General features: G+C 70.9%; 22 protein-coding genes, 2 pseudogenes and 1 riboswitch. Of the genes and pseudogenes, 10 read left to right on the forward strand and 14 right to left on the reverse strand.

Annotated elements, in window-relative coordinates:
• Window positions 1-223: 223 nt before the first annotated feature.
• The gene (locus ACFCZ1_RS04490) at window positions 224-955 is read right to left on the reverse strand and encodes a hypothetical protein (RefSeq protein WP_376676860.1); all 732 of its coding nucleotides are present in this window, start codon (window positions 953-955) and stop codon (window positions 224-226) included.
• Window positions 956-1,414: 459 nt separating this feature from the next.
• Here ACFCZ1_RS04490 and ACFCZ1_RS04495 point away from each other — a divergent pair, with 459 nt between their 5' ends.
• Window positions 1,415-2,314 (forward strand): NAD-dependent protein deacetylase, encoded by a 900-nt coding sequence (locus tag ACFCZ1_RS04495; RefSeq protein WP_376676861.1) that lies wholly within the window; start codon window positions 1,415-1,417, stop codon window positions 2,312-2,314.
• A gap of 161 nt (window positions 2,315-2,475) precedes the next feature.
• A complete protein-coding gene (locus tag ACFCZ1_RS04500) occupies window positions 2,476-2,820 on the forward strand; it encodes a VOC family protein (protein WP_376676862.1) in 345 nt (114 codons plus the stop codon).
• A gap of 55 nt (window positions 2,821-2,875) precedes the next feature.
• On the opposite strand, the pseudogene ACFCZ1_RS04505 reads toward ACFCZ1_RS04500, so the two are convergent.
• Window positions 2,876-3,196: pseudogene (locus ACFCZ1_RS04505) on the reverse strand (dihydrofolate reductase); the annotation flags it as partial.
• 82 nt (window positions 3,197-3,278) lie between these two features.
• Window positions 3,279-3,683 (reverse strand): transglycosylase SLT domain-containing protein, encoded by a 405-nt coding sequence (locus tag ACFCZ1_RS04510; RefSeq protein WP_376676863.1) that lies wholly within the window; start codon window positions 3,681-3,683, stop codon window positions 3,279-3,281.
• Window positions 3,684-4,505: 822 nt separating this feature from the next.
• On the opposite strand from ACFCZ1_RS04510, the gene ACFCZ1_RS04515 reads away from it, so the two are divergent.
• Both ACFCZ1_RS04515 and ACFCZ1_RS04520 read left to right on the forward strand, forming a co-directional pair.
• Complete coding sequence (locus ACFCZ1_RS04515) at window positions 4,506-5,318, forward strand: polysaccharide deacetylase family protein (protein WP_376676864.1); 813 nt, start codon at window positions 4,506-4,508, stop codon at window positions 5,316-5,318.
• Between the two features lie 132 nt (window positions 5,319-5,450).
• On the forward strand, window positions 5,451-5,918 hold the full coding sequence (locus tag ACFCZ1_RS04520) for a hypothetical protein (RefSeq protein ID WP_376676865.1): 468 nt from the start codon (window positions 5,451-5,453) through the stop codon (window positions 5,916-5,918).
• A 40-nt stretch (window positions 5,919-5,958) separates the two neighbouring features.
• Here the strand turns inward: ACFCZ1_RS04520 and ACFCZ1_RS04525 are convergent, their stop codons facing one another.
• Complete coding sequence (locus tag ACFCZ1_RS04525; protein ID WP_376676866.1) at window positions 5,959-7,080, reverse strand: ABC transporter substrate-binding protein; 1,122 nt, start codon at window positions 7,078-7,080, stop codon at window positions 5,959-5,961.
• Between the two features lie 207 nt (window positions 7,081-7,287).
• Window positions 7,288-8,202: an AraC family transcriptional regulator gene (locus tag ACFCZ1_RS04530; protein ID WP_376676867.1), complete on the reverse strand. Its 915-nt coding sequence runs from the start codon at window positions 8,200-8,202 to the stop codon at window positions 7,288-7,290.
• 86 nt (window positions 8,203-8,288) lie between these two features.
• On the opposite strand from ACFCZ1_RS04530, the gene ACFCZ1_RS04535 reads away from it, so the two are divergent.
• Window positions 8,289-9,212, forward strand: coding sequence for an MBL fold metallo-hydrolase (locus ACFCZ1_RS04535; RefSeq protein WP_376676868.1), 924 nt, complete (start codon window positions 8,289-8,291; stop codon window positions 9,210-9,212).
• On the opposite strand, the gene ACFCZ1_RS04540 is transcribed toward ACFCZ1_RS04535, so the two are convergent.
• The gene (locus tag ACFCZ1_RS04540) at window positions 9,190-9,798 is read right to left on the reverse strand and encodes a TetR/AcrR family transcriptional regulator (RefSeq protein WP_376677100.1); all 609 of its coding nucleotides are present in this window, start codon (window positions 9,796-9,798) and stop codon (window positions 9,190-9,192) included. The two genes, ACFCZ1_RS04535 and ACFCZ1_RS04540, sit on opposite strands and share 23 nt — an antisense overlap.
• Window positions 9,799-10,090: 292 nt before the next feature.
• Here ACFCZ1_RS04540 and ACFCZ1_RS04545 point away from each other — a divergent pair, with 292 nt between their 5' ends.
• Complete coding sequence (locus tag ACFCZ1_RS04545) at window positions 10,091-10,474, forward strand: VOC family protein (protein ID WP_376676869.1); 384 nt, start codon at window positions 10,091-10,093, stop codon at window positions 10,472-10,474.
• On the opposite strand, the pseudogene ACFCZ1_RS04550 reads toward ACFCZ1_RS04545, so the two are convergent.
• Window positions 10,471-11,249: pseudogene (locus tag ACFCZ1_RS04550) on the reverse strand (tyrosinase family protein). The gene ACFCZ1_RS04545 and the pseudogene ACFCZ1_RS04550 overlap by 4 nt on opposite strands.
• On the opposite strand from ACFCZ1_RS04550, the gene ACFCZ1_RS04555 reads away from it, so the two are divergent.
• Window positions 11,151-11,501: a hypothetical protein gene (locus tag ACFCZ1_RS04555; protein ID WP_376677112.1), complete on the forward strand. Its 351-nt coding sequence runs from the start codon at window positions 11,151-11,153 to the stop codon at window positions 11,499-11,501. The pseudogene ACFCZ1_RS04550 and the gene ACFCZ1_RS04555 overlap by 99 nt on opposite strands.
• A 230-nt stretch (window positions 11,502-11,731) precedes the next feature.
• On the opposite strand, the gene ACFCZ1_RS04560 is transcribed toward ACFCZ1_RS04555, so the two are convergent.
• The 3 genes from ACFCZ1_RS04560 to ACFCZ1_RS04570 all read right to left on the reverse strand — a co-directional run bounded on the left by ACFCZ1_RS04560 (window position 11,732) and on the right by ACFCZ1_RS04570 (window position 13,400).
• Window positions 11,732-12,340: a hypothetical protein gene (locus ACFCZ1_RS04560; RefSeq protein ID WP_376676870.1), complete on the reverse strand. Its 609-nt coding sequence runs from the start codon at window positions 12,338-12,340 to the stop codon at window positions 11,732-11,734.
• 135 nt (window positions 12,341-12,475) lie between these two features.
• Complete coding sequence (locus tag ACFCZ1_RS04565) at window positions 12,476-12,961, reverse strand: hypothetical protein (protein WP_376676871.1); 486 nt, start codon at window positions 12,959-12,961, stop codon at window positions 12,476-12,478.
• On the reverse strand, window positions 12,948-13,400 hold the full coding sequence (locus tag ACFCZ1_RS04570) for an Ohr family peroxiredoxin (protein ID WP_376676872.1): 453 nt from the start codon (window positions 13,398-13,400) through the stop codon (window positions 12,948-12,950). Before ACFCZ1_RS04570 ends, ACFCZ1_RS04565 begins: the two co-directional genes overlap by 14 nt.
• 76 nt (window positions 13,401-13,476) lie before the next feature.
• Window positions 13,477-13,533: riboswitch (guanidine-III (ykkC-III) riboswitch) on the reverse strand.
• A 409-nt stretch (window positions 13,534-13,942) separates the two neighbouring features.
• Here ACFCZ1_RS04570 and ACFCZ1_RS04575 point away from each other — a divergent pair.
• Window positions 13,943-14,863 carry an endonuclease/exonuclease/phosphatase family protein gene (locus ACFCZ1_RS04575; protein ID WP_376676873.1) on the forward strand — a complete coding sequence of 307 codons (921 nt, stop codon included), beginning with the start codon at window positions 13,943-13,945 and terminating at the stop codon, window positions 14,861-14,863.
• A gap of 43 nt (window positions 14,864-14,906) precedes the next feature.
• Here ACFCZ1_RS04575 and ACFCZ1_RS04580 read toward each other — a convergent pair whose 3' ends face one another.
• Window positions 14,907-17,696 carry a tetratricopeptide repeat protein gene (locus tag ACFCZ1_RS04580; RefSeq protein ID WP_376677101.1) on the reverse strand — a complete coding sequence of 930 codons (2,790 nt, stop codon included), beginning with the start codon at window positions 17,694-17,696 and terminating at the stop codon, window positions 14,907-14,909.
• Window positions 17,697-17,792: 96 nt separating this feature from the next.
• On the reverse strand, window positions 17,793-18,107 hold the full coding sequence (locus ACFCZ1_RS04585) for a hypothetical protein (RefSeq protein ID WP_376676874.1): 315 nt from the start codon (window positions 18,105-18,107) through the stop codon (window positions 17,793-17,795).
• Between the two features lie 483 nt (window positions 18,108-18,590).
• Here ACFCZ1_RS04585 and ACFCZ1_RS04590 point away from each other — a divergent pair, with 483 nt between their 5' ends.
• Complete coding sequence (locus tag ACFCZ1_RS04590; RefSeq protein WP_376676875.1) at window positions 18,591-19,493, forward strand: DUF3626 domain-containing protein; 903 nt, start codon at window positions 18,591-18,593, stop codon at window positions 19,491-19,493.
• Between the two features lie 146 nt (window positions 19,494-19,639).
• Window positions 19,640-20,143, forward strand: coding sequence for a hypothetical protein (locus ACFCZ1_RS04595; protein ID WP_376676876.1), 504 nt, complete (start codon window positions 19,640-19,642; stop codon window positions 20,141-20,143).
• Between the two features lie 395 nt (window positions 20,144-20,538).
• Here ACFCZ1_RS04595 and ACFCZ1_RS04600 read toward each other — a convergent pair whose 3' ends face one another.
• Together ACFCZ1_RS04600 and ACFCZ1_RS04605 are read right to left on the reverse strand one after the other, a co-directional pair.
• Window positions 20,539-21,237 carry a hypothetical protein gene (locus ACFCZ1_RS04600; protein ID WP_376676877.1) on the reverse strand — a complete coding sequence of 233 codons (699 nt, stop codon included), beginning with the start codon at window positions 21,235-21,237 and terminating at the stop codon, window positions 20,539-20,541.
• A 195-nt stretch (window positions 21,238-21,432) separates the two neighbouring features.
• Entirely contained in the window at window positions 21,433-22,395 is a 963-nt protein-coding gene (locus ACFCZ1_RS04605; protein ID WP_376676878.1) for a helix-turn-helix domain-containing protein, read from the reverse strand.
• Window positions 22,396-22,748: the final 353 nt, after the last annotated feature.

The raw sequence follows: 22,748 nt of genomic DNA on the forward strand, positions 1-22,748 counted from the left end.
GAGGCCCCGCAGCTCCGGCACGCGCCGGGCCCACCCCCCGGGGCCGGCAACTCTGCGGCGACGGCGCGGTCCTCGGCGTGGACCCGCGCGATCACCGCGAGGGGGATCCGCAGTTCCTGGTGTCGGCGGCGCAGGAACGGCACCGCGACCTCGGAGCGGAGTCCGAGGCCCCGGCCGACCCCGACGGGCCGCATTCGCAAGCCTCAAGGCTCGGGGACTGTGGTCAGCCCGCGGCGTCCCAGGCGGTCGTCAGCCCGTCGAGCCAGGCGGGCGGCAGCTCCGCAGCGTCCCACTCCTGGCGCAGTTCCTGCGGCGCGGCGACGAGCCGCTCCAGCGCGGCGAGGCTCGTGGCGGAGTGGAGGAGTGAATAGCGGCCGTGAACCGTGATGGCGCTACCCGGTCCGAACATCGCGAACAGCCGCTCCAGCCGAGAGCGGTGGGCCGCTGCGAACTCGGTCAGCCGCCCGGCGTACCCGGCCCGCTGCCGGGGGCTCATCGTGCCGAGGATGGCGACGAGCACCTCGTCGGTCACCTCCGGGTCCAGTTCCGATACCGCGGTGAACGACAGGTACAGAGGCGTGAGCGCCACCCGCGCCCGCTCCACCTCCATACGCCCGGCCCGAGGACGCTCCCCGGCCTGGCCCGGCTGTCCGTCCGCCCCCAGGACCCGTACCAGGCTCCGCTCGGCGATGACGCTGAGTTCCTCCAGGAGGTGCCCGGCGCCGTCGAGCCAGCCCGACTCGTACGCCTCCCCCTTGTCCCCCGGCGCGCGCCGGCTGCCGCCGCTCAGCTCCTCGTGTGCGAGAGTCAGCGCTCCCACCTCCAAGAGCCCGACCAGTTGCCGCGCGTCACCGGAAGGGACCCCCGCCCGCGCGAGGAGCTGCAGCAGCGTCGTCCTCGCGTTGTCGACACTGGCCTCGTCCGGCCATTGCCGTCCCTCGTCGGCCGCGCTCATCGGGCCCTCCTCATCACTCGGGTAGTGCGGTGTGTGCAACGAAATCGCTCCCTTCGACAGTCCAACGCCCCACGGCCGGGCTGTGCTCCCCAGCAGCGGAACAGTACCGACGCGGCACGCGCCCTCAGCAGCTGCCACCGCGGCCGGAGGAACCATTCGGGAACAGGCTCGGGTTCACGCCGCGCCTCGACCGACCGCTGCAAACCGGCCGCTACGACCGTCCGCTGCAGACCGACGGCGCACACCCCCTTCCGGCGGATGGTTCGCGACCCAACGCCTCCGGCCCAGCGGGTCGCGCCTGACCGCGGTCGTGCTCGTGATCCGCCGCACCTGCTGTCGCCCGGCGCACGCACCGGGGCGGTGAACATGAAGCCGCTGTGCGGGCCCGGCCCCGCCCGGCCGCCCCGAGCGGGGTCATGGTCCTGTGCCGGGGTCCTGTGTGTTCCGTACGCTGGCGGTATGCGCATGCGCCCCACTCTGAGCTGGACGCCTACCGATGACCTGCGGCCCGGCAGCACGGATCCGGAGCCGGTCGCCGATGCGCTGAGGGCCGGCGGTGTGCTGGTGCTCAGCGGGGCGGGCATATCCACGGAGTCGGGCATCCCCGACTACCGGGGTGAGGGCGGGAGCCTGAGTCGGCATACCCCGATGACCTATCAGGAATTCACCGCCAGTGCTCGGGCCCGGCGCCGGTACTGGGCGCGCAGTCACCTCGGCTGGCGCACGTTCGGCCGCGCCAGGCCCAACGCCGGGCACCGGGCCGTGGCAGGGTTCGGGCGGCACGGTTTGCTCTCGGGTGTGATCACCCAGAACGTCGACGGCCTGCACCAGGCCGCCGGCAGTGAGGACGTGGTGGAGCTTCACGGAAGCCTGGACCGGGTCGTCTGCCTCTCCTGCGGCGCCTCCGGCTCGCGCCGTGACCTCGCCCGGCGGCTGGAGGAGGCCAATGCGGGCTTCGAGCCGGTGGCCGCCGGACTGAACCCGGACGGTGACGCCGACCTCACCGACGAACAGGTCGGCGACTTCCGCGTGGTGCCCTGCTCGGGGTGCGGCGGCGTCCTCAAGCCCGATGTGGTGTTCTTCGGCGAGGCCGTGCCGCCGCGGCGGGTCGGGCAATGCCGCGAACTGGTCGGTCAGGCGACCTCGCTGCTGGTCCTGGGCTCCTCACTGACAGTGATGTCCGGGCTCCGGTTCGTCCGCCAGGCAGCCCAGGCCCGGAAGCCCGTGTTGATCGTCAACCGGGACCCGACCCGGGGCGACCGGCATGCCGCCACCCGGGTCGCGCTCCCCCTGGGGACGACCCTCACCGCCCTGGCCGCGCAGCTGAACATCCCCGTCGACGGCCAGTCGGCGGTCTGAACCAAGCCGCGACGGGTCCCGGGCCCACTGTGCGGCTGTGCGGCCGCGCGCCACCCTCCCGGACATCTGTACGACACCGTCCCTCACCGTCACCATCACCATCACCGTCTCCGGCGGTACGTCACCGGCAGGTGTCACGGCGCGGCGGCACCGTCTCAGGGGTGTGGTCCGGCCACCGGGGCCGGACCACACCAAGGAGACAGCATGCCGATCCAGCGGATGGACAACGCCCTCTGCGGACCCCGGACGGTCACGGCCGGATCGAGCTGGCGATGTTCCACACGCCGAAGGCGATCAGCGCCGGACCGAAAGACACACCGGCGAACACGCTGGGCATTCGTCGCATCATGTTCGCGGTCGACGACATCGAGGACGTCGTAGCCCGCCTGCGCACCCACGGCGCGGAACTCGTCGGGGAGTTGGCGCAGTACGGGGACAGCTATCGGCTCTGCTACGTCCGCGGGCCCGAGGGCATCATCGTCGGGCTGGCCGAGCAGCCCGACTGAAGGCCGCCGAGGGAACCGCTTCTGACTGCTCGCCGGGAGTTGCGCGACAACGCCGTCAGAGGACGTCGTGGGTCGGGCGCGTCGCAGTCGACGTCGGGGGCACGCTCCACTGCACCAGCGTGCGCGGCACTCCGCCGGTGAACAGCGGGTGTCCCGGCGTCCAGCACGATGGGCGCGAAGTGCAGCGTCAGCACATCGACCAGCCCGGCGTCGAAGGCCCGTCGACCACGTCGAAGAGTCGGCGGTCGAGGACAACGGCGCCCGAGCGGGCGGTCGCCACGCGCACGACCCGGCGGTCCGCGGGGTCGTCGGAAAAGGTGTACAAGGCCGGGTGCGCAAGGCCTGGCCGCCGGTGCCCACCGTTGCCGGGACCGGGGCGACCAACGCAAGGACGCCCGGCCGGGAACCATCCCGGCCGGGCGTCTTCGTGTGTCTGCTGTCTGCTGTCCGCTGGTGGCTTAGTACCAGTGGTTGGCCTGCCAGAAGTTCCAGGCGCCGACCGGGCTGCCGTAGCGCTCGTTCATGTAGTCCAGGCCCCACTTGATCTGGGTGGCCGGGTTGGTCTTCCAGTCCGAGCCCGCGGAGGCCATCTTCGACGCCGGCAGAGCCTGGACCAGGCCGTACGCACCGGAGGAAGCGTTCGTGGCGGTGGGGTTCCAGCCGCTCTCGTGCGAGACGATCTTGTCGAAGGCGGCGAACTGGGCCGGGTCCTTGATCATCTGCTGGGCGATCGCCTTGGCACTCGTCGGGGCGGCCTGCGCGGGAACCGCGGCCAGCATGGAACCGGCGACACCCAGGGCGACGACGGAACCCGCGAGGGTCTTCCTGGAAGCGGCGATGCGGCGGATGACGGCGTTGGACACGGATAAACCTTCCGAAGGGAACAAGGGCGGTCGCAGGCATGCCGGAGACATGCGTGAGCCACTCACGCGAAGGAGAGGGGTCCGCCGGCGGGAGGGTGAAGTACCGAAGCACCCCTGCCGCCCTGCGACTCATCCAGTTCTACAGAGCCCCCGGGGACCTGGCAACGAGCCCGCCTACTAGCGGACCTCGCAGCCGGGATGCCGCGGCCCCCCTCCCCGCTCACCGATATCGGTGCAGGTGGAGGGGCTGCAGAGGGGGGTGAAGTGCCACCGAAAAGGGCTACTACCCCTTTTCGAATGTGACGTGGGCCCTATGGGGCGGCTCACCGTCGAAGGGCCCGGATCTCACCGAGCGTCATCGGCGGTACCCATCGAGAGGCTCTGCGGAGGCCCGAGTCAGGCAGGATTCGAAGGAAAGGGCGCCTCGAAGGCCGCCACCCTTGCGGCCTCCTTGACCGCGAACCCCTTGCGGCAGCGCAGGGTCGACGCGTCGACTCCCAAGACGCAATCCCGCGCCGGGCCCTCGAAGGCATTCCTGCCGCCGCGGCGGTCGCCCGCGAGGACGAAGACGAGCGCGACACCGAACGCCTCCCGGCCGTCGCCGGCACAGCCCACAGTCCACAGCCGTCAACTGCCACCGCCGACTCACCGAATGAGACGACACCCAAGGCCCGCCCTGCCGTTCAGTCTCCCATCGAAGTGACCACCATCACAGCCTAAATGGCGAAATAAGGGCTTCCGACCGAGGGGGACAAACCGTCGGCCGCCTAGCCTGGACGAGCACGAGAGTCCGAAGGGCGAGGGCAAGGGAAGAACGCATCCATGAGCACCACCACCTCCGGAGGCCGTCGTCGGGCGCGCTTCACCGTGACGGCAGCCGTCCTGGGCCTGCTGGCCGCAGCCGGCACACCGGCGCTCGCCGCGACCGGAGGCACCGGGGGGCAGCCGCCGGCCGCTTCCCGCTCCGGATCCGGATCCGGATCCGTACAGGCGCGGCCTCAGGCGCCGGAGGCGGCGATCAAGAAGGTGCCGGTGGGGATATCCCGCCTCGCCCAGGGAGCCGGCCACGACATCGCCATCACGATCGACGACGGCCCCGACCCCCGCTGGACCCCGCAGGTGCTGGAAGTACTGCGGCGAAACAAGGTCAAGGCCACCTTCTGCATGATCGGCACCGAGGCGCAGGCTCACCCGGAGCTGGTCCGGAAGGTCGCCGCCGCGGGACACCGGCTGTGCGACCACTCCGTGGACCACGACGTCACGATGGATCAGAAGCCCGTCGCTTACCAGAGCCGGCAGATCCTCGCGGCCAAGAAGATGATCGAGAAGGCGGCCCCCGGCGTTCCCGTCGACTACTACCGGGCACCGGGCGGTGCCTTCACCCCCGCGAGCCGCGAGATCGCGGCCGCGAGCGGGATGCGGCCCCTCGGCTGGAGCGTCGACCCCAAGGACTGGAGCAAGCCCGGCCTGCCCTCCATACTCTCGGCCGTCACGAAGGGGCTGCCCGCCCAGCCGACCGTGCTGTTCCACGACGGAGGCGGCGATCGCTCGCAGACCGTCGCCGCGCTGGCCCGTTACCTGCCATGGCTCTCGGCCCAGGGCTACACCTTCACCTTCCCGGCCCGTACCACTTGACCCCCCCAACCCCGGGCCCTCCACCTCCGGCACTGCGGAAGGGTGGCTTTCCGCACCTCACGAACGCCGCGTGCCCGCAGTGCGGTGAGCACGGGTGTCACACATGAGGGCTAACGTGCGGCTATGGCTGACATGTACGAGCTCATGCTTGCGCTGGACCTGCACGACGAGTTGTCGGACGAGGAACTCGCGGAGCTCCGGTGGCATCTCGGGCTGAGCCCCCAGCCGCGGTTCCTCCGGATCGTGACCGAGTTCCCGTTCGCGGTCGAGGATGACCGTGGAGTGCCGGTCATCGAGGACCATCCGGAGTCCCTCCTGGGCCAGCACGGCGAGGCCTTCAAGATCGGCGGCGTACTCGTCTCGTCCCTGCTGCGCCGGGGGGAAACCTCGCCCGGCGCCTGGGGCTTGACCAGTCGGCAGGAAGTCCACCCCGACGATTTCGAGCGCACCGGCAAACTCCTCAGCTGGCTCGCGGGCAAGGCCGCCGGGGGGCACCGGGGTCACGACGGCACTGTCCACCTGGGATGGACCCGTTTCCATGAAGAGCGCGAGCCCAAGCCGCTGGTGGTTCAGGATGGCTTGGTGATCTGGCCCTCCTGAGTGTTCGGACTGATCTGGGCAGTCAAAAGGCCGTGCTCCTTCAGCCGGTGTGAAGGGTCCGAAAGCGATCGGGTCGGGACGGATCTCGATCAACGACTTCGACTGGCGCCCAGGCCCATTGCCACACGCTGATGCCTGGCGGGCGGGAGAACCGGATCCGCCCGCGGGTGCCCTCGACCGCTACTCGCGGCCAGCATGCTGCGATACGGGCCCGGTCCGCGCCGTGGGAACGCAGCACATCGGCGAGTACGGCGACCGTGTCGTAGCCCTCGAAGGCGACGAAGGAGGGCGCTTCGGCCAGCCGCTCGCGCAGGGCCGTCTCGACTCGTGCACCGAGTGGACTGAGGCGCTCGGGCAGGTAGCGCAAGAACGGGATCGCTGCGCCGTCGTCGCCCAGCAACGTCGCCCATTCGGCGGACTCCGGTTGTCCGGCGGGAGCACCGATCATGACCTCGGCGAGGCGCTGGTCGCGGCGGATGGACTTGACGATCGACACTGCCGGCTCCGGATGGCCGACCAGAAGGAGGACGGCCGTCGCACCATGGGCGACGAGTTCGTCGCACACCGCCGTGGGGGACAGCCCGCGCATGTCGAGCTCGATGACGGTGCCGCCACGTGGAGCGAGGTAGTCGCGCAGAATGCGGGCCCCGGATGCCCAGTAGACACTCGACTCGGCCGCCACGGCGATTCGGACGTGGCCGGCGCCGAGGAGGAAGTCTGCGTAGATCCGCCAGCCGTGGGACTGGGCCGGGGCGAGGCGCGCGACCCAGTCCGTCGGCTGATCGGTGAGCGCGTCGAGAACCGCTGACGAGCAGAGGAACGGCAGGCCGAGGGCGTCGGCCCTGGCGGCAGCGGCGCGAGCGACGACGCTGTGGTACTCCCCCGCCAAGGCGGCCACGCCCAGGCGGGCCAATTCGTCTACGACGGCCTCGGCCCTGCGTGGATCGGCCGCAGTGTCCCGGACCACCAGCTCGAGCGGTCTTCCGACGATCCCGCCGGCGTCATTGACCTCGCGTACGGCCAGTTCGAGTCCAGCGAGCAGGTGCCGGCCTGCCGCGACCCAACCGGGCCGAGTGAGCGGAACGAGAGCGCCGATCCGGACGGATGATCCGTCAGTCCGCTCCGCTCCTGGTGGCGTTGGTGGCGGTGGTGGCGTATTCATGCGCTGGCGTCTCCCGTGGGGCGATTCGGTTGCAGGGTGTCCGGATCGCAGAGAGGCGAGGCCCGGCAGTACGCGTTCGCCCCAACTCGCCGTGGCGGGCGTACCTGGTACCCGTGCCGGACATTCCATCCAGCACCGTCGTCGGCGGGCAACCGATTATCTGTGCGCCGAGCTGCCGGGCTCGTCGCCCTCCCGGCAGATGCACACCTAGGCCGCCGCCCGCGCCCGGTACCGCCCCGGAGTGATACCGAACTCGCGGCTGAAGGCGTGCGACAGCGCGTACGGGGTGCCGTACCCGACCTTGCGGGCCACCGCCGACAGCGGGTCCCCGGTGTCCCGGAGCAAGGTGGCGGCGAGGTTCAACCGCCACCAGGTGAGGTACGCCATCGGTGGACGGCCGACCAGCGCGGTGAACCGCCGGGCCAGGGTCGGCCGGGACACCCCGGCCTCGGCCGCCAGGCTCTGGTTGGTCCACGGGGCCGCCGGGTCCGAGTGCAGCGCGCGCAGGGCGGCGGCCGTTACCGGATCGCCCAGTACGGCCGGCCACGCCCCCGTCCGGCCCTCGGCCATCCACGAGCGGACCATGTAGACGAGCAGGAGGTCGAGCAGGCTGGGTACGGCGATGCAGGCGCCCGGCCGCCGCTCGTCCACCTCCCGGCCCAGCAGGCCGATGGCGGCGCGGAGTTCGGGATGGGCGCCCGTCCGGTTCGGCAGGTGCACGACCTGCGGCAGTTCCGCCATCAGCGGGTGCGCCCGGCTGCGGTCGAGCCGGTACTTGCCGCACAGCATCTCCACCGCACCCGAACCGTCCCCCGGCGGCCGCTTCGCCACTCCGGCGGCCAACCGCACGAAGGGCACGGCCCGTTGCACGGCCGCCGCGTCCGAAGGGCCGTCGGCCATGACGTGCCCCGTCCCGTGCGGCAGCAGCACCGCGTCACCTGGGCCCAGCACGACAGGGGAGCCCCCGTCGGGCAACAGCCAGCAGCTTCCCTCCAGTACGACGTGGAAGCCGGCGCCGTCGTAAGGGGCGAGCCGCGTGCACCAGCGGCCTTCCACGCGCAGCCGGTCGGAGGAGGGCCGCCCGATCCGCACGGCCGAGATCGCATCGCTCACGACGTCCATCGGCCCAGACTAGACGAGACGGTTGCGTATTCCGGTGAGCCGAACAGGCATTGAGAGCCTCACCTGCTCTTCCTAGGGTGGAAGCCATGAACAGAGAGAGCGAGAACGAGAGCGAGAACGTGCAGCGCACCGTGCTCGGAGACATCGAGGTCATCCGCATCGTCGAATGGGCCGGCCCGTTCGCCCCCGCCCGCGGCCTCGTCCCGGAGTCCGGGACGGATGTGTGGAGGGACAACGCGGACTGGCTGGCCCCGGACCACTGGCAACCGGAGGAGGACCTGGCGGTGGTGGCCCTGCAGACCTGGGTCCTGCGCAGCGCCGGACGGACGGTCCTCGTCGACACCGGAGTGGGCAACGGGCGCGAACGCCCCGGCTCTCCGCGGTTCCACCACTGGCAGGGGGACTTCCTCGAACGACTGGCCCAGGCCGGAATCCGCCCGCAGGACGTCGACACCGTCGTCAACACCCACGTCCACGGCGACCACGTCGGCTGGAACACCCATGACGTCGACGGGCAGTGGACGCCGACGTTCCCGGGCGCCCAGTACCTCATCCCGGCGGCCGACGACTTCCACTTCGGACCCGGCAACGCGTACGGCAAGGAGTTGCGCCAGGACGACCGGCTCATATACGAGGACAGCATCGCGCCCGTCCACCGCTCCGGGCAGGCCGTGCTCTGGGAGGGCGCGTACCGCATCGACGAGCACCTCACCCTGGAGTCCGCTCCCGGCCACACCCCGGGCTCCAGCGTCCTGCGCCTCGAATCAGGCGACGACCGGGCGGTCTTCGTCGGCGACATCCTGCACAGCCCCGTACAGATCCTGCGGCCCACCTGCAACAGCTGCTTCTGCATGGACGCGGATCAGGCGGTGGCCACCCGGCGGCGGATCCTCGAACGGGCCGCGGACACCCGCGAGCTGGTGGTCCCCGCGCACTTCGGCGGGGTGGGCGCGGTGGAAGTCCGCCGGGAGGGCGAGGCCTTCGCCCTCACCCGTCGAGACCGGTGGTGAGCAGCTCGAACACGTGAGCCGCCTCCGGGGCCACCAAGTCCGCGATCTCGTCGTTGCCGCGTCCGGCGAGGGTCAGCTCCTGGATGCGCCGGAACAGCAGCCGGTCGCCCGCCGCGAGGAGGGCGGCGGCCGCCCGGGCCGCGATGTCCGGCCCGCCCTCGGGAGCGGTGTCGGCCAGGGCCGCGGCGAGGGCCTCCTCGCGCTGGTCGTGGAGCTCGCGCAGCCGGGCTGTGAGCGTGGGGCTCTGCGCTATCATGCGCGCGAACTCGGGCCCCGCGAACCCGGCGACGGGGCTGCGCTCCGCCAGGGCGGCGCCGAACTCCCGCCGCAGCGCGCCGTGCGGGGACTCGCCCTCGGCGCGCTCGGCGACCGCCCGCGCCAGCCCACGGGTGAACGCCTCGTGGTGGTCGAGCGCCAGGTCCTCTTTGCGCGGGAAGTAGTTGGTGACCGTCTTCTTGGCGACGCGGGCCGCGGCGGCGATCTCGGCGATGGTCGTCTGCTCGAAGCCCTGCTCGATGAAGAGCCGGGTGGCGTGGTCGGAGATCAGCTGCCTGGTCTCCTGCTTCTTGGACTCGCGGAGCCCCATCTCGATACCCATGGAAAAAATCTTACACCCGTGGCAAAAATAACCTTGACCTATCCACACGGGGCTGCCAAAGTTACGTCCGAGGCAAAATTACTCCCGACCTAATAAGGGGTTCGCTTGCGTAACCTCGGCAGCCGCCGCCAGACCAGCCACCTGCCCGCCGCCCCCGGCGGGCACCTCGGCCCGAAACCTTCCGCCCCCACGCCTTCCGGTCCCAAGCCCCCGGCCCTCAGGCCCTTCGTCCGCATCCGCCACCAGGCCCCGCGCCGCACTTACTGAGACCAGGAGCACCGTGAACGTCATCACTTCCACCCTCTCCCTGACCGTCGCGGACGTGGACGCCTCCCGCGCGTTCCTCCAGACCCACTTCGGCTACCAACTGGCCGCATCCGCCGACGGATTCGCCTCGCTGACCCGCGAGGACGCGGCCGTCGACATCGTCCTGCTCCGCCGCGGCACCGAGATCCTCCCCGCCGACCAGCGCGACCGGCAGGCGACCGGCCTGATCCTCGCCCTCACGGTCACCGACCTCGAAGCCGAGGAGGAGCGCCTGCGCGCCGAAGGCGCCCCCATCACCATGCCCCTGCGCGAAGAACCCTGGGGTGAGCGCCTCTTCCAGACGACCGACCCCAACGGAGTGGTCATCCAGCTGGTCGAATGGACCACCCCCGCCTAGCGGGTGGCGGGGGCCCCTTCGGTGTCGAAGGTGTAGAACTTGCGGTGGTCCAGCATGTCGGCCGGCGTCACGTTGTTCCACGGCCGCATGGCGCCGTGCAGGTCCACCACGTTCGGCGTCGGGGCGGCCGGCAGGTAGCCGGACTTCGGATGCCGGACCTGCCACTCGGCCCAGAGCATGTCGCTGAAACGCGTGGTGCATCCAGAAGACCGGGTCGTTCGGAGATGCCGCGGAGGCCATGTGGCCGCCGATCCACACGTGGACGCGGTTGTGCAGGTTGGCCCCGCGCCACCCCTCCAGGTGGTTGCGGAAGCCGCCGGAGGAGCTGTTCCAGGGGGCCATGTCGTATTAGGGCATCGCCAGGACTGCGTTCACCTCGGCCTTCGTCGGCAGCTCGGGCACTCCCGTACCGAGCCTGCGCCGAAGGTACTGGCGCTGGTCCACGCCCACGGTGATGGCCCACTTGCCCGCCGCGTAGGCGAAGGGTCCGTCGAGCACCTGCCCGTCCCGCGCGGCTCGTGCCGCCCATGAAGTCCGCGGCCCAGAGGGAGGAGCCGGGGGTCCGGTCGACGGTCCAGTCCCAGTACGGGAGCGACACCTTCGGATCCACCTTCTGCAACGCCGCTTCGAAGTCCAGCAGGAAGCGGCGGTGCCAGGGGAGGAACGAGGGGGCGCGGTGGCCGACCCGGTCGCCGAAGTCGGAATCACCCATGAGGACGGCGTTGCGGGCGTTGACATAGCGGTCGTACACGCCCGTCCGCTTCAGTTCGAGCACCGCGTCGGTGAAGGCGCGCTTCTCCTCGGCGGTGAGTTTGGCCTGATTCTTTCGGACGGTCACAGAGTGTCCCCCCTTCGGAGCGAACGGAACGAGGGCTGCACCCTGGAGATCGCGGATGGCCGCGCGGGCGGCCGAGATGGGGTCGGTCAGCCCGAAAGCGGTGGCTGCGCCGACGGTGATGCCCAGGGCATCACGGCGAGTGATCTTCTTCATGGCCTGAAGTGCCATCAGAAGCCCGCGAACGGTTGATCACCGACCCGGACTTCCTCGGATGGGGCCGCTTCCCGGGCAACGGCCGCCCAGGTCGCGCGCCCCGCCCCGGTCGCGCGCCCCGCCCCGGTCGCGCGACCGGTCCGGGAACCGGGAGCCGGCCGCCCGCGCGGCTCGCCGTAACGCCGCTCCGCGAATCCGCCGCACCCGGCCCCGCAACCCGCCGGCTTCGGACACGGCTCCCCGAGTTCGCTGCCCCATCCAGCCGATCAGTCCAGCGTCAGCTGGAAGTGCGCAGTCTCCCGGAACCCGGCGTCCGGCGGGTCGACTTCCACGGTGACCGGGATCCCCTTCGCGCTCGGCTTGATGCGGAGCGGAACGGTGCGCTTCTTCTCCGTGCCCAGCGGTGGCATGAGGGCGGCGGCGGACTCCCGCCGGTTCAGCCAGGACAGGCTGTACCCGGAGGCGTAGTCGTCGAGCGACTTGCCCGCGCGGACGACGAGCGGGGCGGAGCCGTTCGCCGACACGCTGGCCTCGAACGAATCCCCGCCGGGGCGGAGCTCTTCGTCAGTGTCGTTCTCGTAGGTCACCGTGAGGCTGTAGGTGCCGTCGGGCTCCGCGCGCGGTCGGCTGACGGTTACCTTCAGGCCGTCCTCGTACCGGGCGGTCGCGCCGGGGGGAAGGGGGTCTGCCACAGATCCGGAAGGCCCGCTCTGTTCCAGCTGTCCGTAGCCGTCGAGGCCCTTCTCGAACTCGGCCAGTGCCCAAGCCCCGAGAGCGACCAGGGCGGAGACGACGAGGAAGGCTATCGCGCAGCCGTTGAACCACCGCGAGTTGGCGGCGGTCGGGGTGTCGGTGGGGGTCGGCTCCATGTCCATACGGGTCACGGTAGGGAAGGGCCGGCCCGCAGATCATGGGCGCACATACTCAAAGACCTGCTGAGTAGCCCCGGACGACCCGGCTGACCGGTCGCGTCGCGACCCACTCCCCCGGCCGGGGCCGAGGACGCCGCGTCACAGCCGCCAGTACGTGCCCGAACGGGAGTCGACGTGCACCACGTGCCGGCCGACGCGCACCACGTGGTGGTCCGGACCGGACCAGGAACCGGTGGCACCGTCGGCACCGGCCAGTGGGGTCCAGACCTCCAGGAAGGTGCTGCCGTCCGGGTTGGTGCCCCGCTCGACCAGGTTCGCACCCTCCCACCGGAAGGTGCCGGCGTCTTCGCCTGGCTCACCCGTGAGGTGGTGGAAGTGCACCTGGGAGCCGTCGAACGAGGTCGCGCCGGCGAAGCCCCGGCTGTCGGCGTAGTACGGACCGGCCTGCAGCCACACCACTTCGCGGTCCTCGAGAAGGGGCCCGCCGTCGCGGCTGATGCCGCGCCGCAGCCAGGCGCCGTGCGGGGGCACCGGGACGCCGGGGCCGACCGGAATGCCGGGGCCGACCGGGACGCCGGGTCCTACCGGCCCGCGGCCCGCCGGCCCGGGCTCAGGCGCGGTCATCGGTGGCGGGGTCGTCCACGGCCACGAGCGTCAGAGGTACGTTGCCGCGTACTGCCTGCGAATACGGGCAGACCGCGTCCGCCCGGTGCAGCAGGGGCTGGAGGTCCGCCGCCCGCCACCCCGGCAGGCTGACGGTGAGGACCACCGCGAGGCCGTAGCCCGCGGGCGTGTCCGTCGTCCCGAGTTGCACTTCGCAGGCCACGCGCGCGGCGGAGGCGTCCGCCCCGAACCCGGTGGCGACCTCCGCGAGTGCGGAGGTGAAGCAGGCGGCGAAACCGGCCGCGAACAACTGCTCGGGGTTGGTGGTGCCGGGCACCTTCTTGCGCGGCGGCGCGAGGCGGACGTCCAGGCGCCCGTCGTCCGTGCGGACGGATCCGGTACGGCCCCCGGCGGCATGTGCGGTCGTCCGGTACAGGCTGCGGGTGAGTGGCACGGTCATGGCGTTCGGCCCATCTTGCTCGACGAGGAAGCTGTCCCGGGTGCGGACAGCGGACGGCGCTGCTCGTGCAGCACCTCGCGCGTCGTCGTGCGTAACCGGGTACGGCGCATCTCGTCCGGGGCCTTGGGTCCGGCCGCCGGAAAATCTAGCAACGGAGACGGCCGGCCGGGGCCGCGCCCGTGGTGACGTTCCTCACCAGCCGCCGGCCGCCGCTGCCGGTCCGCGACACCGCCGCCCGGCCCGGACGCGGCTTCGCCGTCAAGGGCGGCAGCTACGTCTCCGCGCGGTGGCCCGGCGACTTCCACCGCCCGGCGGCGGAAGGGACGCGGACGCCGGCGGCGGGACCTCGGTGCCGGGAGCATGTGGCCCGCCCGACGGCCCCGGACCCACGGGTCACGTCACGGGGGGACAGTTCACCGGGACCGGCGCGCAGCGCCCGGTCCGCGGATACCCAGCCTCTCCGCAGGCGTTGCGGGCGGCTTCCTCCTGCCTTACGGGCAGCCGGTGTTGGGCAGCCGCGGCGCGCGGGAAGCATCACGGGTGTGCGCCGAACCCCTGCCACCCTGGCCGTCCTCGCCGTCACCGCCGCCGCGTTCTGTGCCCTCGTCCCGCCCGGACCGTCCGCTGCCGCGGCCCCTGCCACCGAAGCCGTCACCGCTGCCGGGACGGTCCGGCTGACCAGCTACAACATCTGCGGCAACATGTGCAGCCTTCCCCCGTACGACCCTGCGCGCCGGATCGCCGCCGTGGCCGCCGAGGCCGATCCCGGAGGCTGGGGTGCCGACCAGCTCTTCCTCCAGGAGGTGTGCGAGCACCAGTACCTTGCCCTCCTCGACCGGCTGGGCCCGCTCGGCTACACCGGGTTCCACTCCGCCACCCTCCCGGCCGGGAACCCGGCCATCTGTGAGGGCCACGCTTACGGGAACGCCGTTCTGGTACGCGGCCCGGTCTCGGGGACCGCCGAACTCGACCTGACTGCAGGAGGCGAACGCGAGCCGATCACGGTGCCCTGCGCCCTGACCCTCCTGGCCGACCGGCCCACCTGGTCCTGCTCCGTCCACCTCTACTGGGACGACGGCACCCTCGCCGTGCCGGAAGCGGACCGGCTCGCGGCGCAGGCCCGTCAGTGGCTGGACGAAGGATTCACGGTCGCCCTGGGCGGGGACTTCAACCACTCGCCGCGCACCGCCACCCTGTCGCGCTTCTACCGACCGGAGAGAGGAGACGGCGCCCACGGGTCCTTCGCCGAGGCCGACGAGGGCGACCCGGAGTACTTCGAGCCCGCGCTCTGCCCACCCGCCACCACGTCCGCATGCCGGTCGGGCGAGGCGACCTTCGGCACGAAGAAGCTCGACTACCTCTTCCTCAGCACCCCCCACTTCCGAGCGGCGAGCGCCGACGCCCTCCCCCTCGACACGGCCGTCTCCGACCACAACCTGCTGCGCGTCTCGGCCACCAGCTGACCCACCGCTGCCGGGCGGGGCGGCTTGCTCCTGCGCGGGAAGCTCAGCCGCCCGCGCCGAGGAGTCCGAGAATGAGCAGGACCTTCTCCTCGTTGAGGTGATCGCCGTTTTCGCGGAAGATCTGGTGGGCGGAGGTACAGGCCGTGACTGCCTCCTCAAGCCGATGTGACCGGCCCAGGGCAATGCCGAGGTTGGTCAGGGCGGCGCCTTCGTTGTCCCGGTCTCCGAGCTCGCGAAAGACGCGGACGGTCGCCCGTCCCACGGACACGGCCTCCTCCAAGCGGTCTTCCTCCCGCAGAGCGTCGGCCAGATGTCCGAGCAGCATCCCTTCACCGTGCCGGTCGGCAAGCCGACGGGAGAACTGCACGGCCGGCTGCAGGGCGACGATCGCCTCCTTGAAGCGCCCGAGGTGCACCAGCGCCATGGCCAAGCAGGTCACCGCAGCACCTTCGTTCTTGCTGTCTCCGAGGTCACCGAACAGCTGGATCGCCCGTTGACGAACGGAAATGCTCTCCTCCCAGCGTCCCAGTTCGTCCAGGGCGAACCCCAGGTTGTTCAGGGCGATGCCTTCGCCCGGCTGGTCCGCGAGCTCACGGAATGCCTGCGCAGCCGGGCGGCACAGGGTGACTGCCTCCTCGAATTCTCCCGATCGCCGCAGCGCACTCGCGAGATTGGTCATCGCCGTGGCCTCACCGTGCCGGTCGGACAGATCGCGGCAGATTTCCGCGGACTGCCGGTGGGAGCTGACGGCTTCGTCCGTTCTGCCCATCTGGAACAGAACGTTCCCGAGGCTGCCGAGCGCCACGCTCTGGCCGTGCCGGTCATCGGTATCCCGCAGCAGCTCCAGGGAGCGCTCCAGCGCGGTGACTGCCTCGTCGAAGCGTTCGGCTTGCTCCAGGGCGAGTCCGAGGTTGGTCCACGCCCGTCCGCCGCCGCGATCCCCGAGTTCGCCGGCAATTCTGACATCCTCCCGGTGAGCCTCGAGCGCTTCCTCGAACCGGCCCACCCGTCGCAGGGAGTTGCCGAGATTTCCCAGCATCATCCCTTCCCCGTGGCGGTCACCCTGGTCCTTGCAGATCCGTGCGGCGAGCGCGTGGGCGTGGATCGCCTCCTCGAACCGCCTCACGTGGCTCAGGGCGTTCCCAAGACTTCCCATGGCCATGCCGTAGCTGTACACCTGGCCGAGTTCCTGGAAGAGACGTGTCGCCGCCTCCAGGACGGTCACGGCCTCCTCGAACTGTCGTGCGGCTTGGAGGGAGTTGCCGAGGTTCGCCAGCGCCACCGCTTCGCCGAACTGATCATCTGCCTCATGGCACATCCGGGCGGCGCGCCGGTGCGCGGTAACGGCCTCTTGGACGCGCCGCACCTCGCGGAGGGCAGACCCGAGGGCGTTCAGCGCCCGGATCTGTCCGTAGTCGTCGTTCAGCTCCTGCGCAGCCTCCAGGGCCATGGTCTGGAGGGTGATCGAGTGGTGGAAATGCCGTCGCCAGTCGAGGAAGCGCTCCAGGATCAGCGGCAGGTCGCGGGCCGAGGCCGTGCGGCCGGCGTTGCGGGCGGCAAAGGCGGCTGCGGACAGGTTGGGATATTCGCCGTCCAGCCACTCCAGAGCCTCGTCGCGAGAAGGAAATGAATTACCCGTTGAACAATCGGCCGTAGGATCCAGGTGGGCGGAGGCGGCGCGCGCGGTGGTCTGGTAGTGGTCCAGGAGACTGGTGAACGCCGGTCCTCGTCCGCTCGCCTCCGTGCTGTCGGTGGCGTCCGAGGACAGTTCGTCGGCGAACAGGCGGACCAGGTCGTGCATGCGCCAACGACCGTAGACGCTGCCGCGCTCGATCAGGTGGGAGCGGGCGAGCGCCTCCAAACGCCTGCGCACGACAGCGTGCTTGCCTTGTACGAGGGCTGCGGTGGCCGCGGTGGAGATGTCGGGGCCGGGATTCACCGGCAGCAGCCGGAACAGCCGCGCCTCTTCGGCGGGCAGCCGGCGGTAGGACAGATCGAAGGCGGCACGCACGGCGGTATCGACGTAGCTGAGTTCATCCAGACGGCAGTGCTCGTCCTGCAGGTCGTCGGCCATGGCCGCCAGCGGCCGGGCCGGGTCCTCCGCCAGCAGTGCGGCGGTGATCTGCAGGGCGAGGGGGAGTCCGCCGCACAACCGTGCGATGGCGGCGGCATCGTCAGGACGGTCGGCGACGCGAGAGTCGGTGGGGCGGGCAACGGTGAGCGCCCGGTGCAGCAGCGCGGTGGCGTCGGGGACGTCCAGAACGCCGAGTTCCAGGAAGCGGGCGCCGAGCAGACCGAGGGTCTCGCGCGAGGTCACGAGTGCCCTGTTGACGCCGTCGGTGGGCAGCAAGGGGGCGGCCTGGCTGTGGTCGGAGGCGTTGTCGATCACGATCAGGAGGCGCCGGCCCTGCTCGGCGAAGGCGTCCAGGACGCTGCGATAGAGCCGGGTGAGGGCTTGGAGATCGGCAGGGATGTGCTCACCTGGCATGCCCAGGGCGCGCAGCATCTGGTCCAGGGCGTTTTCGGGAGACAGCCGGCGCTCGCTGTCGTAGCCGAACATGTCGACGAACAGGACGCCGCCCGGGAACCAGCCCGGCTGCCGGAGAGCCTGCGCCGCCACCTGTACGGCGAGTTCGGTCTTGCCCACCCCGCCCAGGCCGGTGACTCCGGGCGTCGGCGTCGCCGGCCCCGGTGTGGTGGCCGGCGGGGCGAGGCTCTGCAACAGGTCACGCACCTGATCGTCGCGACCGGTGAAGGTGGGGGCGGCGGCGGGCAGGCCGGACAGGGCGGGCGTGATCGCCGGGGGCAGGTGCACGGTGATGCTCCTGCCCATGAACACCTCGCTGAAGAACACCCCGCCCTCGATGCGGTTCGACACCGAGGCGTGCACATCGTCCGCGTGCCGGTCGTCCGGCCCGTTCACGGCTGTTCAGCCCTGAGCCGGAGGTGTACGGGGTGCGGGACCGTCCGGCGGCGGCCCGGCGGTGAAGGAGCCCCTGGAGAAGTCGCCGCCCTGGGCGACGGGACCGTAGAAGGTGCCGCCGCTGATCGTGTTGCGCACGGTGCCGCCCTCGAAGCGCAGGCGTCGCGCCTGTTCGTGCCATCGCTGAAGCTCGGCCAGGTCGTTCGGGTCCGCGGCGGCCCGTGCGGCCAGCGCCGCACTCAGCGCCCGTGCGGCTGCCGGGTCGGCCGGAGCCTGCTCCAGCTCCGCCAGCTCTTCCTCCCCGGGCTGGGGTTCATCCACGGCCCCGCCGCCATTCCTCGATGGCCGCCGCACGAGCGCGCGGAGCCCCAGCCAGGCCTCTCGCCCCAGCTCGCCGCCGGCACCACCGGCCAATGCCGCCAGCAGGCCCACCGAAATCGGATCCACCTGACACCACCCTCCGTACCACCGCACTTGCGAGGAGTAACGCCCGGGGATACGGCGTGGTTCCGTCATCAGGAATCCGGCGAGAACTTTTCTGACCGGCCGCCTGCCGCCGGGAGTACGGCGACGAGATCGCCGACGCCCGTCGCGAGGCCACCGACGGCGCGCGCGGGCCGGCACGGATCATCGGGGGTAGCCGGCCGGCCGATGCCCGGGGCGCTCGATTCGGTGGCGCACGTCCCGCCCTGGCGGCCGAGAGATCGCCCTGATCAGCGGTCGGTCGAGGGTTCTGCCCCTGACAGACCGTGAGGCGGGGAAATCCAAGTGCACCCGGCGATCAGCTTGGGGGACACTGCGCAGATGAGTGTCGAAGGCTTCCGGACACCGCAGGAACGGGCCCTTCGCCATGTCACGGAGCTGTCGTCGGGTCCTGCGGTGGATCCGGCGCTGCGGGTGACCCTCAATTTCCATCCTGACCGTCTGGCGTACGACAGGCCGTTCCTGGAGGTCTTGGGCGAGGACGGCAGCTACCGCTCGCAGTTCGTGACGGGGACGAGCAACGGTGGGCTGACCGCGTATCCCGGCGGAGACCGGTGGCGCTGGGAAAGCCGGATCTTCGACGGGGCCTACGACGACGCGCCGGCTCATGAACGGCCCGTATACGGTGCGCTGAACTTCCGCCGCAAGCAGGTCGGCGCGGCGCCGCGGTTCGGCTCCGCACACTTCCGGCTGACCGCCCGGACGCTGGCGCGGACGACGTTCTGCTACCCGGACAGCTTCTTCGAGCCGTCGGACTTCGGCGTCGCCGCTCGCATGCAGCTGGTCGAGCTCGCACAGGCTGATGCCCAGGACGCCCTCGACGACTACATCGAGGCGCAGGTCCATGGGCCTGTCCGGCTCGAGCACCATGTGGAGGCACTGGTCCTTGACCCTTGCTACCAGGGTACGGAGGTGGATGCGGCGGCCCGGCGTCTTGCCTGCCCTGTGGAATGGCACTCCGGCTTCCGACTCACGACCGAGGAACTCTGCCTCCACCCCGACTACCGTGGCCGGGAACACGTCGAGTTGGGCGCGAGGATCGCCGTTGACGGCGTTCTCACTCCTCGCATCGTCGGAGACGCCGCACGCGTTGGCATCCACGACCCGCAGGCGATCAAGAAGGTGTGGCATTACCTCGCGCGTTTCGGGGCACCCCGGTGGTCCTCCGACCCGTCGGCAGGCCCGGCACCGGTGCAGGAGGCCGTGTCCGACGGCCTTGGTTGAGGACTGGTGCCGGAGCGACCGCGGGAGTCGTTCCGGGCGGTGAGACCCCCGCTGCCCAAGCACATGCCCGCGCCTTCTCAAAACCTGTCGACTCCTGCCAGGCGCGGTGCCGCCGCACACGCCGGACCGCTCGACATCCTGAGGGCATGGATCCTCGCAGTCCCGAAAGAACGGATGAGCCAAAGGCCCGTGACTACTCCGGCGCGGTCTACGGCTCGCTCCTCGCCGCCTCGGTCATCGCCACGGCGGGAACGGTGGGCCCCTTCCCCAGGCTCCAGCTCGTGGTCATGCTGCTCACCACCGGCCTGGTGTTCTGGATCACTCACGTCTACGTCCGCGTCGTGGGCGACCGTCTGACCCATCAGGCGCTGTCATGGGAGAGGATCCGGTGGGAGTCGCGCAGGGAGCTGCCGATCATCGGGGCCGCACTCCCGCCGGTCGTCGCCGTCATGGTGTGCTCGGCCCTGGGCCTCGGGCTCGAAGAAACCGGATGGGTGGCGCTCGGTGTCGCCCTCGCCGGGCAGGTGATGTGGGCCACCGCAGGTCTCGTCAGATTCGGTGCCCCGCGCCGCATGATCGTCGTCACCGGTGTGGTCAACCTCTTCCTCGGGCTGGTCCTCGTCGCTGCGAAGATCCTGGTCGCGCACTGACACCCCGGCGACGCCCGTTCGACCCGCCCCGGTTCTGCGCGTACCGGCTCACCGACGACCCCCGCAGGGCCCGACGGGCCCGGGCGTCGAAGGTCCAGCACGGGCGTGATGACCTTGTGGCCCCAGGCGGCTTTCTCCAGGACGTCGCGGACGTCGGCTGCTGTGAGCCGGCCGCCGTTGTTCTTCCGGGCCCACACGAGCGCGCTTGCCAGGTTCCGGTCCGCGTCCTGCGGGCGATACGGCTTGCCCAGATCGGCCGTCATCCGGGCCACGCCGCGGAGCTCGCGGCGCCGCGCGCGCCGCTGGATGTAGGCCACGACCGCCGGTACGGGTGTGGGTGTGGGACGGCCCCGTCGCCCCTGGGGAGGGGCGGCGGGGCCATCGTGGTGCCGGACCTACGGCACGTAGACCACGTTCGGATCGGTGCCGGCGGGCGCAGGCCCGGTGCGCGGGTCGTGACTGGGCTTGGCTGTGGTGAGCGCGGCCGGGGTCAGGCGCGGGCCGGTGGGTGAGCCATTGCGAACGAGGCCCTGACGGACCGCTTCCTTCGCGCTGATCTCCGGTGCCGGGTCGGGCTTGGACGCGGTGAGGGTTGGCGCGGCCAGCCAATGGTTGCCGGACGCGGCCCAGCCGCCTCGCCACTCGGTGCCGTTCCAGGCGAAGGCACCCGCGTTGGTGGCGTACCAGCGGTCGCCGCAGGCGAGGTTGGGCCGTAGGTACCAGGACGGGTCCCAGCCCGGGCTCGAGTTGTAGTTCCAACCGGTGATCAGGTTGTTGCAGCGGAACCAGACGTTCGAAGGCACGTCGTACGCGAGGACTTCGAACTGGACCGCGATGTATCCGGCGGGCTGCTCGTAGTGCATCTTGCACCAGCCAGCGTTGTATCCCCACACCTCGATCCCGCCGACGGAGTACCCGCGGTTGTCGTAGCCGTTGGAGATCTCGGCGTAGGTCTTGGTGCAGATTTCGGGGCCCTGGTAGCGCCACGGTCGTTCGTACACGACATGGGCGTTCGCGGAGCCGGTGAAGCCGAGCAGCATGAGACCGGCTGCGGTGGCGGCTGTGAGGGTGCGGGCGGGCAGTCTGGGCTTCAAAGCGCTTTCCCCCTTTGAGAGTCGGTGGTACCACCCTTCGGCCGGGCGCCCGCCTTGCGCTGTGCGGTTGCCCGGGACGGGGGCGGCAGCGGCCGTGTCGAGCCGGGGCCTTGTATGGCGCTGGGGCCCCGCGCTCCCCCGTTCCCTCACATCGTGGCGCGCGCCGTCGGCCGCGAGTTGGCAATGCGTGCGGCGTTACTTGTCGCTCAGCGAAGCCCGTTGCGCATCCGGCAGACTGCGCGGCGCCGCCTGCCGGAGCTCTCTGGGCGTCACGCCGTACGCGGCGCGGAACGCCCGGCTGAAGTCCGCCGGGCGCAGGAACCCCCACCGGGCGGCGATGGCGCTGATCGACCGCCGCCGCATCCGGGGGTCCGTGAGGTCGGCGCGGCAGCGTTCCAGGCGGCGCCGGCGTATCGAGGCCGCCACGGTCTCCCCCTGCTGCTGGAAGAGCGCGTGCAGGGAGCGCACGGAGATGTGGTGGTGTGCCGCGATGTCCGCCGGTCCCAGGTCCGGATCGCCGAGGTTGTGGTCGATGAAGGCGTTGGCGCGTGCCAGCATGGCCTGTCGGCGGGTCTCGGCCGGAAGGTCGTCGTAGGCGTCGAGGTGCTGGGCCAGGCAGGCGCCCGCCAGGTCGAGCGCCATCGCCCCTAATCGGCTCAGATCGGGCGGGTTGCAGTCGGGGCCGTAGGCGTCCAGTGTCGTCATGAACCGGGCGAGAATCGCTCCCATGCCGCTGCGGGTCGACAGGGGCTGGGCGAGGAGCCGGTGGACCTTGTTCGGTGGAAGCGGCAACTCCTCGCGCAGCAGCTGCATGATGACCACCTGGGTGTTACGGCCTTCGTCGGGTACTGCGCCCTCGAACGGGTGTGAGACGTCAAAGAGCACCATGTCGCCGAGCACCAGCCCGGAGTCCTGGCGCCGCTGGCTGATCCACAGTGGGCTGCCGGAGACGAACGTCAGCTGGTACGTGCCCGGGTCGGCCCGCCGGACGTCCGCCCAGGTGCGTCTCAGGTGCGCGGGCGGGCTGCTGAACGCGGCCACCCGCACGGAGTCGAGGTCCAGCACCGAGGCCCACGCGCGAAAGCCCACTGTGGCGTTCGCGCTGCTGAGGGTGAGCGGTGCCAGCTCACGCGACACCAGCTCAGCCCAGAAAGGCAACTGCTCCTTCGCGGGAAGATCCTCGTTCGACACGTTCAGCCACACTTCCGCACCCCCAGAATCGCCGCTCCGACGACCACGTCGCGGACCGAGCCGCCGGGCCCCTGTGTTCAGTGGCATTCGATTTCTACAGCAAACCGTCGGCTCCCGACCTAGAGGATGGACCCAAGAGGTCAGTGGTCATAGGCGGTCAGTGACCGCAGGACGGGCTGTCCTGTGTGGTCGTCGTGCCGGATAGCGGCGGTCATTGCCGGGATGCGGCGACGCCTTCAGCAGGTCGTCGGTCTTGACCGGGAGTGCGGTCGCGAGGGTGTCCAACTCTGTCTTCACACACTGACGTTGGACGCCCTCGT

The organism is Streptomyces sp. NPDC056224, from assembly GCF_042267665.1.
GTDB lineage: Bacteria > Actinomycetota > Actinomycetes > Streptomycetales > Streptomycetaceae > Streptomyces.

Excerpts from the sequence above, each read along its gene's own strand:
- ACFCZ1_RS04490 (WP_376676860.1), bottom strand. The coding sequence starts at position 955 with ATGAGCGCGGCCGACGAGGGACGGCAATGGCCGGACGAGGCCAGTGTC.
- ACFCZ1_RS04495 (WP_376676861.1), top strand. The coding sequence starts at position 1,415 with ATGCGCATGCGCCCCACTCTGAGCTGGACGCCTACCGATGACCTGCGG.
- ACFCZ1_RS04515 (WP_376676864.1), top strand. The coding sequence starts at position 4,506 with ATGAGCACCACCACCTCCGGAGGCCGTCGTCGGGCGCGCTTCACCGTG.
- ACFCZ1_RS04520 (WP_376676865.1), top strand. The coding sequence starts at position 5,451 with ATGTACGAGCTCATGCTTGCGCTGGACCTGCACGACGAGTTGTCGGAC.
- ACFCZ1_RS04525 (WP_376676866.1), bottom strand. The coding sequence starts at position 7,080 with ATGAATACGCCACCACCGCCACCAACGCCACCAGGAGCGGAGCGGACT.
- ACFCZ1_RS04530 (WP_376676867.1), bottom strand. The coding sequence starts at position 8,202 with ATGGACGTCGTGAGCGATGCGATCTCGGCCGTGCGGATCGGGCGGCCC.
- ACFCZ1_RS04535 (WP_376676868.1), top strand. The coding sequence starts at position 8,289 with ATGAACAGAGAGAGCGAGAACGAGAGCGAGAACGTGCAGCGCACCGTG.
- ACFCZ1_RS04540 (WP_376677100.1), bottom strand. The coding sequence starts at position 9,798 with ATGGGGCTCCGCGAGTCCAAGAAGCAGGAGACCAGGCAGCTGATCTCC.
- ACFCZ1_RS04560 (WP_376676870.1), bottom strand. The coding sequence starts at position 12,340 with ATGGACATGGAGCCGACCCCCACCGACACCCCGACCGCCGCCAACTCG.
- ACFCZ1_RS04565 (WP_376676871.1), bottom strand. The coding sequence starts at position 12,961 with ATGACCGCGCCTGAGCCCGGGCCGGCGGGCCGCGGGCCGGTAGGACCC.
- ACFCZ1_RS04570 (WP_376676872.1), bottom strand. The coding sequence starts at position 13,400 with ATGACCGTGCCACTCACCCGCAGCCTGTACCGGACGACCGCACATGCC.
- ACFCZ1_RS04580 (WP_376677101.1), bottom strand. The coding sequence starts at position 17,696 with ATGGGCAGGAGCATCACCGTGCACCTGCCCCCGGCGATCACGCCCGCC.
- ACFCZ1_RS04590 (WP_376676875.1), top strand. The coding sequence starts at position 18,591 with ATGAGTGTCGAAGGCTTCCGGACACCGCAGGAACGGGCCCTTCGCCAT.
- ACFCZ1_RS04595 (WP_376676876.1), top strand. The coding sequence starts at position 19,640 with ATGGATCCTCGCAGTCCCGAAAGAACGGATGAGCCAAAGGCCCGTGAC.